Origin of the sequence: Aestuariivirga sp., assembly GCF_044239095.1 — a bacterium.
Taxonomy (GTDB): Bacteria; Pseudomonadota; Alphaproteobacteria; order Rhizobiales; family Aestuariivirgaceae; genus Aestuariivirga.
In genome coordinates this window covers 1-8,190 of record NZ_JBIICB010000196.1, presented here as the reverse complement: position 1 = coordinate 8,190, position 8,190 = coordinate 1, and the positions used below count along the sequence as shown (strand labels likewise).

The window sequence follows — 8,190 nt, the reverse complement described above, 5'->3', positions numbered from 1 at the left end:
AGCGGTTCGGTGTGGACTTTCATGAGCGATATGTCGGGACACTCTTGAAGAAGCTGGGGTTCTCACACGTCAGCGCCCGTCCGCGCCACCCCGGGCAGGATGTTGAAACCATCGCAGCGTTCAAAAAGCTTCTCCCAAACGCTGAGTGTCCGGCGCGCTGGCCAAGCTGCGTCTCGCTTCAATGTAAGGGCGGCTGCCCAGGACAATGAAGGAAGTGCGCCATTCTTGGCGCGCTGCCAACATGGAACTACTTTCGAGAAATCAGAATATAGCCTCGGGATTTATCCTGATTATCCGAATCCTTGGTGTTCATCGCAAAAAATAGTTCTTCCGATTTGACCCAGACAGGCGGGTACTTGTAGCGCGCCACATCAAGGATCATGAAACGGTCCGTCTCCCGATCATAGGCTGCAAGCGGCGAAAAGTGGCCTCCCTTTTGCTGTCCGAGAGAGTTCCGGAAGTAGTTGACAAGCACGAAGTGCCCCGGCTGCCCCAGATAGGATGCGGCCTCGGTCCTGAATCTATCCACGCTGCCATCAGATGCATGGCGAACCGCTGCGGCCACAGGCTGAACCGCCAGCAGTGCTCCCATCTGGTCAAGGGTAATGCCCTGCTTCAGGATGACATCCTGCGGCAGGATTACCTCTGTGCTGGCATTCAGAACATTGTCTTGCGTGAAAGTTTTGTAAGGCGCGTATTCTGGCACATCAGGCGCAGGCAACTGCATCGCATTGAACAGCATGACCATGCTGGCAACGCCACAAAAGCTCTGGGTCTTCTGGGTTACAAAGTTATCTGCCAGCGCGAAATACGCATCACGAGAGTCGGCTCCCAACAGTAGCGCTTGCCCCTCCAGCGAACTGGAGACAATCAAGTTGGCGGGAACTGGGAGAGTCTCAGCATGAGCTATGAGTGTGAGAAAGAGCAACAGAAGAGAATAGGGAAGAAATTTAGCGAGCATCGTGTATCTCCAAGGTGAGAAATAAAATCTGCAGATGAACGTGGTTCTCTCGTTGCCGGAATGCGCACCATCTGCTGAACAGTGTCAAAGCCCAGAACACCGGCCCCTCTCTATCCATGACTCGACAGTAGATATCGCTCCTGTTTAGTCCTGTAAATCAGACAGAATGCCCGTCATGGCGGCGATCGCATATTTCGTGGTGGTTCCCTTCTAGGAAACGGAAGATGGACTGGTTGCCGGGTAGTGTAGCCAGTGCCCATCGGAATGATCGGCCATAGCCCATGCGCGCGCTGCTGTTTCCAAGGGAGCAATTGGGAGGCACTCGAGCCGATCCGGCAGGGGTTGGCGAAGCACTTCGGTGCGATGACGGAAAACGTCGCAGCCGGTCTGATCCTTCGCCACGACAACGGACCGGACTACCGCGCCGATGACTTCCAGGACGAGATCAAATTCCTCGGGAGCGAGAGCTCTCCTGCCTTCGTGCGTCAGCCGGAGGGCAACAGCTTGGCGGAGAGGGTCATCAGGACGCTGAAGCAGCAACTTCTCTGGGTCCGGTACTTCCCGACTGCGGAGGCGCTGCGCAAGGGCCTCGCTGAGTTCGCCGACCTCTATAACACCTCGTGGCTGCGGGAGCGTCACGGGCACAAGACGCCCAATCAGATCAGGGCCGAACAGAAGGCCCTTGCATCCGAAGCCGCTACAGAGTTCAAACTGGCGGCTTAACCGGCGAACTACGCTGTTTCATATCCGTGCCAAAATACAACTTATCATATGTTTGATTGCCAGTTTTGGTCCTTCTGCACTCTTCCGGCGCGCAACAGACTTCAGATCATTTGAAAGCAAATTGTTCACGGCGGATCATGCTACAGGCGCCCATGATCTTGACTGAAACGTAAATCGGCTGTGCCGAAACTCTGGGAACGTCAGATTCTTTAGTCATGATTACCAGAGGCATCTCGACCGTTCACAGCTGTTGCAACAATTTATGCGTGCTCCACCCCTAGCCACTTAGCAACAAGGTTGCAAAATCTGCAATCTTCGGGTTTATAAACACCCAATTACACACATTCTTGTAGCTCTGCATTGACACTTAACTAACGTCAAGGGCAACCATTAACTTCGTGTTAGTTTTTAAATCAACAAAGCGAGCAGATGAAAATAGGAAACATGAGACGGAACGTCCTTTGTGCAGTGTCGCTGACAGCACTTAGTTTCTCGCCAGCTCTGGCAGCAGATGTCACTGCACTTCCCGAAGGCAACTGGACGGGAGCCTGGCTTGGCGTAGGCGCCGGCGGATCCTATCTGCTGTCGGATTTCGCAATCGATAGCGATAAGTACGAGAAGACCCCTTCCGTGTTCAAGGAAGAGCGGATCCGAGAAGCGGACGTGGCTGCCCAGATGTTTACGGGCACCGCTGAAGCCGGTGTTGACTATCAGGTCGGCGAGCAACTCGTTCTTGGCCTTGTCAGTAACTTCGACTTCGGCTCGGGCAGCGGCCATCTCTACTCAGACAAGATGACTGCTAACAACCCAGACACAGCCAAGGAAGTCTATGACGCCGAGGTTGAACTGGGCAACTCCTGGGCAGTCGGCGCGCGCGCCGGCCTGCTGTTCGGCCCCCGCACGATGTTCTATGGAACGGGTGGCTTCACGCAGGCTGAGGTATCTGTCCACGCTTCATACAAGGACAAGACCGGCACGGATGCCCCGACGAAGGATTGGTCCACCGAGAACGATGGCTGGACCTCAGGCGTGTTCTTTGGCGGTGGTGTTGAAACAATGGTGACCGACCATGTTTCCGCCAAGCTCGAATACCGGTTCTCCCGGTATGACGCTGTGTCGGCTGACGCAAAGACCGAAACGGACGGAACCAAGTTCTATGAGAGCACCGTTTCGACGGGTGATCTGGACGTTCAGAGCGTCCGGGCAACGGTCGCTTACCACTTCGGAAATGGCATTGCCGCGGCAGATGCCGTTGCAACTGAGTCCTTGGGTGATTGGACGGGCGCATGGATCGGCGCGGGCGCAGGCGGATCGTCTATGCTGTCGGAACTTGCAATCGATAGTGATAAATACACGGGTTCTCCTTCCGAGTTGAAGGAAGAGCGGATCCGCGAAGCGGACGTCGGTGCTGAGATGTTCATGGGCATCGTGGAAGCCGGTGTTGACTATCAGGTCGGCGAGAAGCTTGTTCTTGGCGTTGTCAGCAACTTCGACTTCGGCTCGGGAAGCGGCCATCTCTTCTCAGACAAGACGACTGCCAACAATCCAGACACAGCCAAGGAAGTCTATGACGCCGAGGTTGAAGTGGGTAATTCCTGGGCCGTCGGTGCGCGCGCCGGCCTGCTGCTCACGCCCAATACAATGGTCTTTGGAACCGGTGGCATCACGCAGGCTGATGTGTCTGTCCAGGCTTCGTACAAGGACAAGACCGGCACGGACAACCCGGAGAAGGATTGGTCTACCGAGAGCGATGGCTGGACCTCAGGCATGTTCGTTGGTGGTGGCATTGAAACAATGCTGACCGATCATGTTTCCGCCAAACTCGAATACCGGTTTGCCCGGTATGACGACATGTCGGCTGACGCAAAGGCAGAAGGCTCAAACTCATACTATGAAAGCACCGTTTCGACGGGCGACATAGACGTCCAGAGTTTGCGTGCAACAGTCGCGTGGCGTTTCTGAGATCATATGATCTGAATGCGGGTGGGGCGGCCTGAGGGCCGCCCCCCTTTTGTTTCATGGTTCTGCTTGAGTACGCCTAAGCTCAGGATGTAAAGATCGCGGCCTCATGCGCCGCTTCATGGTTCAGCAGCGAACGGCCTAGCGGTTCCGACCGGAATTGATCGAGCGACTGTGGACAATTCTCCGGCGGGTCCGCATCAGGGATATGTGTTCATGAGAAAAAGAACGTCGTTTGCAAACTGGAATGAGCTGGAAGCATCGTTTCGCGGTCTTGGCGGGGAACTCCACAATGTGACCATGCGCCAATCAAACGGATCGCGAGGGCTGTTTGCCATCGATCCGTCCCGGCCGGTGCGCATCCACATCCCAGACGAAATACTCGTGAGAATCGAGGATATCCAATCTGACATGGATGCCCTTACCATCAAGCCCGGCGCCTCCTATTCCGATCAGGCGCGGGATTTCTTCGAACGTTACCATGGATTTACATCGTGGGCAGGCGGCGGGCGGGAAAGCGCTGAGAAGTTCCTGAAGGGTCTCTACCGCCTCCCGCCGCCGATCAAGCAGGTTCTCACCGAAGAATTTGCCGTGGCCAAGCTGGATATCTTGCCGGGTGAGCCGGAAATCCTTACCCAGTTCATTGACAGCCGTGCCATTCGCAAGAAAGGGCAGCGCGTCCTCATGCCAGTTCTCGAACTGGTGAACCATGCCCCCTGGGGACTGAGCTACGGCACCGAGATGGCTGGCATCACTCTTGAGGGAATGACGAAGTCCGAAGTATTCGCAAGATACTCGATCAACGATACGTGGAAGAAGTTCCTGACATATGGATTTGTCTCGCCGGAGCGCTTTGCGTTCAGTCAGACCTTCAGTGCAGAGCCAAAGAATGGAGCAAAGCCGATCAACCTGCGGGCCGCAGCGTCCGAACGTAAAAGCCTTCCCGATGGCCTGATCTCGCCCCTGGTATCGGCAAAGGACGGCCGTATCGACATATCGTTTCTGTTGCTGGGTGACCGGAAGAACCCGGCCAATCCCGCAGCGGTGTTCCGGCAGAACGTAAAGCCTCATCTGGACGCGAACGCCGAGGAGTTTTTCGAGACTGTGCTTTTCATGAATCGCCTGAAGTTCTTCAAGCTGCTGCAAACTGCTGAGGGTCATTCAGGAGAGATGGTGGAGAAGCTCAGGCAAGCCGCACGCCTTCAACTTGAGGCCTTGGCGGCGTGTTGGGTCGGAGCATGGTCGACTGAGAAGTCCGCCCTGGTATAGTGGCAATGCATTGAATTCCACGGCACAGGCACAAAGGTGACAGACAAAATCACGATGGCTGTTGACCAGACTCCGTTGCAGCTTGGGATTAGGCAGGCTGGTGAAAAGCTGCGTGCACAGGATTTCGCCGCTGCCAAGGCGCTGCTCACCACACTCTCCGCCCGCGCACCCAAGATCGCCCAGATATGGAGTATGTTGGGCTACGTTCATGCATCGGAGAAAGATTATGGCAAAGCGCTGAACTTCTACTATCAATCCTATCTTATTGATCCCGAGAACGTCCCCGTCATCCTCAGTATCGCCAAGCTTCAAAAACTTCTTGGCTTCAAGGAGGCCCACCTCAGAACGCTGGAAACGGCACTGAAGGCCGATCCTCATGACAAGCCGGCCCTCCAACTGTATGGCGAAGGCAAGGCTGAGGAAGAGGATCCCGAGGCCGCGGCAGCTGCCTTTTCCGCAATACTGCGTGTAGCCCCTGACGATCTGAACGCGCTTTATGGCCTCGCATTTGCCCATGAGAACATGGGAGATAACGGCGCCGCTGCTGATTTATATGGCAAGATCATCACATCTCAGAGGGGTAATGAAGATAAGTCCGCGGCTCTTGGCGCGGCGTGCAAGATTGCATCGTTCCCACATCAGCATATCGTTCATACTGAAGAACTTGAGCACCTCCTCGATCTTGCCTTTAACTCCAGCAGGCGGATCAAGGTCATGTTCGCACGAGCAGCCATTCATGTTCGTGCCGGGGCTAATCACGAGGCATGGGAGCAATTGCTCCTCGCAAACAATGCGATGCGGAGCGAAGAACTGGCCAGGAAAGCGCTCGCCGAAAAAGCTTCCGTGCTATCCCACGTTCGCAATCTGGCACGCCAATCTGAAGCTGCACAGGATCGTCAAGCAATAGGAGGATATCCGCGCCCGGTCTTCATCCTGGGACCCTCCAGGTCTGGAAAATCGCTTCTTGAAAAAATGCTTGCAACAAATGATTCGGTCCGCAGAAGCTATGAGGCGGACATCGTTGATAAATGCCTCAGTCAGCTCGCTCAGGAACTCGCATTGACTGAACCATTGACTGCCTGGCGTCTTCCGGAACGGCTCAAGAAACCGCTTTCTGGGATCTTTGGATCGGAACTGAAGCGTGTGGCCGGTGGAAGGCGGTTTGTCACCAATACCAACCCCTCCTACATCGAGAATGTCGGGCTTCTTTCGTCGATCTCGGAAGATGCCTTGTTCATATTCGTCAGCAGGAACAAGCAAGACCAAGCTTTCAGGATATTCGAGAAGCTGTACGCGCGCGGGAATAGCTACGCCTATGACATGAACAGCATCTTCTCTTATATCGATATGTACACAGAACTTGCGTCGCAGTGGACCAGGCTGTTCCCATCACGCTGTCTTTCAGTGACGTATGAGGCGCTGGTGACAGGTGACGCCGAAGAAATCCGCAGAGTAGCGGAGTTTGCGGGTATGGAGTTCACCTCAAGGAGCATTGAAATCCATAGCGATGCCGGTTGTTCGGTGCCATTCCAGGAAGAAATCGAACGCCTTCTCCACACAAGCGGTTGAGTATTCAACGGCTATTTGCGGTCCAGCCAAGTGTGACGACGGCCACAGCCTGTGGGGCGCGCACCCATTTGAAGGTGCCTGATCATGGTGCGATCCTATCAACTGCATGACAGCCAGACACAGTCTGTCAACTCACGGGAATATCTGGTGAAGCCGCTCCATGGGAAGCCGCCGCATCGCCCGCGCCATTGTCAGACCCGCGGGCTGCCGCCCCGCCAGTATCGCTTCCACGATCTCTGGCGCGAGGAGTGTCATGCGCAGCACCCTGCTGACGAAGGACGGGTGTATGTTCTCGGTCTCGGCGATCTCATCAAGGGTCTGATAGCCGCGTGGGGTTGATCGACTGGCTGCCAAGAAAGCATGGCATCTTCGTCAAGTGGGTGGCCGGGCAAGCCATGGGTCGAAGGGGGATTTTCTGGTTCAGATGTCTTCGTATCGAACTGTGACTTCCCCACGCTTGGTAACTGTGACGGGCCGGCCAGTGCGAGTTCTGGCCTTTCCGGCAGGGAGACGGACCCACCCCTCGGTTGTGCAGTATTCTTCGACGTTGAAGTATTCCTTCCCGTCGAGAAAGACGTGTATGCCGCGTTCAAGTTTCGCTGCATTGTAGAACTTGCTAGATGGGTCAGCGCTAAGCCGGTCGGGTGGTGTTGTATCGGTCATGTTGCGCCTCTCATCGAAGTCGGGTGCGTCGAATTCCTCCGGGAGTAGAGAAGGCTACGCTGTATTGCAAGCGTCACATGGCGGGAGCGAAAACGATAGAAATGGTGGACACCACCACTCCACCGGAAACAGCTGCATCGCTCGCGCTATTGTCAAACCCGCGGGCGGCCGCCCTGCAAGAAGGGCCTCCACGATATACAGCGCGCGGAGGAGCCTGCGTAGCACCCCGTTGACGGAGGACGGTTCGATGTTCTCGGCTCTTCTATGGTGGCGCAGTCGACGGTCTCAAGCAATTTGCGCCAGCGGAAACCTCGGGTGGGCGCATAAACCAATGCTCGATCTCATCGGGTCCTTGGAGCGGGGGACTTATCGGGCAGTTGTGCCCAAGCCGCTGTAAAAAATAAGCTTTTCCTCGGGGATTCTAATTTGCCAAATCACAATCATAAATAGATGAAATATCAGAATACGCACAATCTCTTCGGAACCGGTCAGGCCCTGCGGGTGCAGAGAGAGTTCAGCGCCAGGCCGGCGATCATCCCCGACACGGCACCAGCGCTGTCCGCCAGGAAATCCATGAAGTCCCTGTCTCGCCCCACGTAGGGCTGGATCAGCTCGATCGCGCCGCCATAGGCGACTGCCGCCAACGTGATCCACATCGCCAGCCGCGGCCGCGCGAAGGACACCGGCAGGACCAGCGCGAAGAAGGCGAGGAAGTGGTGGGCCTTATCCGATCCGGGGACACCGCTGTCTAAGTTTGGGGAGAGCGTTAAATGGCCGATAACCAGCGTGAGCACGAGCGTCACGAGGAGGGCAAGGGTGATCAATCGCGACGTCATCTGTTCGGGCATGTACCACCTATACAGACAATTACCTCGCTCCAGAAAGCTAAGGGCGCCGTTCAGCGGATGTAAGCGACGCCCTTTGGGGATGGACCAGCAAGTACGGTAAGCGCCACGCTGATCCCCTATGCGGCGAGGCTTGACGCTTGATCGCAGGTCCAGGGCATCAGTTGCTCGATCTGGTTCTTGGGATGACCGTCGAGGATG

The 8,190-nt window shown here is 55.7% G+C and carries 8 protein-coding genes and 1 pseudogene; 5 read left to right on the top strand and 4 right to left on the bottom strand.

Going from position 1 to position 8,190, the window contains the following annotated elements:
- Positions 1–137 (top strand): annotated as a pseudogene (locus ACILRA_RS16030) (winged helix-turn-helix domain-containing protein); the annotation flags it as partial.
- A 110-nt stretch (positions 138–247) separates the two neighbouring features.
- Here ACILRA_RS16030 and ACILRA_RS16025 read toward each other — a convergent pair.
- Positions 248–961: a phytochelatin synthase family protein gene (locus ACILRA_RS16025; protein ID WP_395663081.1), complete on the bottom strand. Its 714-nt coding sequence runs from the start codon at positions 959–961 to the stop codon at positions 248–250.
- Between the two features lie 363 nt (positions 962–1,324).
- On the opposite strand from ACILRA_RS16025, the gene ACILRA_RS16020 reads away from it, so the two are divergent.
- From ACILRA_RS16020 to ACILRA_RS16005, 4 genes are all read left to right on the top strand, one after another.
- Entirely contained in the window at positions 1,325–1,684 is a 360-nt protein-coding gene (locus ACILRA_RS16020; protein WP_395663080.1) for an integrase core domain-containing protein, read from the top strand.
- A gap of 444 nt (positions 1,685–2,128) precedes the next feature.
- Positions 2,129–3,646, top strand: coding sequence for an outer membrane protein (locus tag ACILRA_RS16015; RefSeq protein ID WP_395663079.1), 1,518 nt, complete (start codon positions 2,129–2,131; stop codon positions 3,644–3,646).
- A gap of 213 nt (positions 3,647–3,859) precedes the next feature.
- Positions 3,860–4,912 (top strand): hypothetical protein, encoded by a 1,053-nt coding sequence (locus tag ACILRA_RS16010; protein WP_395663078.1) that lies wholly within the window; start codon positions 3,860–3,862, stop codon positions 4,910–4,912.
- Between the two features lie 54 nt (positions 4,913–4,966).
- Positions 4,967–6,481: a tetratricopeptide repeat-containing sulfotransferase family protein gene (locus tag ACILRA_RS16005; protein ID WP_395663077.1), complete on the top strand. Its 1,515-nt coding sequence runs from the start codon at positions 4,967–4,969 to the stop codon at positions 6,479–6,481.
- Between the two features lie 132 nt (positions 6,482–6,613).
- Here ACILRA_RS16005 and ACILRA_RS16000 read toward each other — a convergent pair whose 3' ends face one another.
- From ACILRA_RS16000 to ACILRA_RS15990, 3 genes are all read right to left on the bottom strand, one after another.
- Positions 6,614–6,835, bottom strand: coding sequence for a hypothetical protein (locus ACILRA_RS16000; protein ID WP_395663076.1), 222 nt, complete (start codon positions 6,833–6,835; stop codon positions 6,614–6,616).
- A 66-nt stretch (positions 6,836–6,901) separates the two neighbouring features.
- Positions 6,902–7,144, bottom strand: a complete 243-nt coding sequence (locus ACILRA_RS15995; RefSeq protein WP_395663075.1) for a DUF3297 family protein — start codon at positions 7,142–7,144, stop codon at positions 6,902–6,904.
- Positions 7,145–7,632: 488 nt separating this feature from the next.
- Entirely contained in the window at positions 7,633–7,992 is a 360-nt protein-coding gene (locus ACILRA_RS15990) for a VanZ family protein (protein ID WP_395663074.1), read from the bottom strand.
- Positions 7,993–8,190 lie beyond the last annotated feature (198 nt).

Bases quoted from the DNA above. Each gene is read 5' to 3' on its own strand.
- ACILRA_RS16025 (WP_395663081.1), bottom strand. From the start codon at position 961: ATGCTCGCTAAATTTCTTCCCTATTCTCTTCTGTTGCTCTTTCTCACA.
- ACILRA_RS16020 (WP_395663080.1), top strand. From the start codon at position 1,325: ATGACGGAAAACGTCGCAGCCGGTCTGATCCTTCGCCACGACAACGGA.
- ACILRA_RS16015 (WP_395663079.1), top strand. From the start codon at position 2,129: ATGAGACGGAACGTCCTTTGTGCAGTGTCGCTGACAGCACTTAGTTTC.
- ACILRA_RS16010 (WP_395663078.1), top strand. From the start codon at position 3,860: ATGAGAAAAAGAACGTCGTTTGCAAACTGGAATGAGCTGGAAGCATCG.
- ACILRA_RS16005 (WP_395663077.1), top strand. From the start codon at position 4,967: ATGGCTGTTGACCAGACTCCGTTGCAGCTTGGGATTAGGCAGGCTGGT.
- ACILRA_RS15995 (WP_395663075.1), bottom strand. From the start codon at position 7,144: ATGACCGATACAACACCACCCGACCGGCTTAGCGCTGACCCATCTAGC.
- ACILRA_RS15990 (WP_395663074.1), bottom strand. From the start codon at position 7,992: ATGCCCGAACAGATGACGTCGCGATTGATCACCCTTGCCCTCCTCGTG.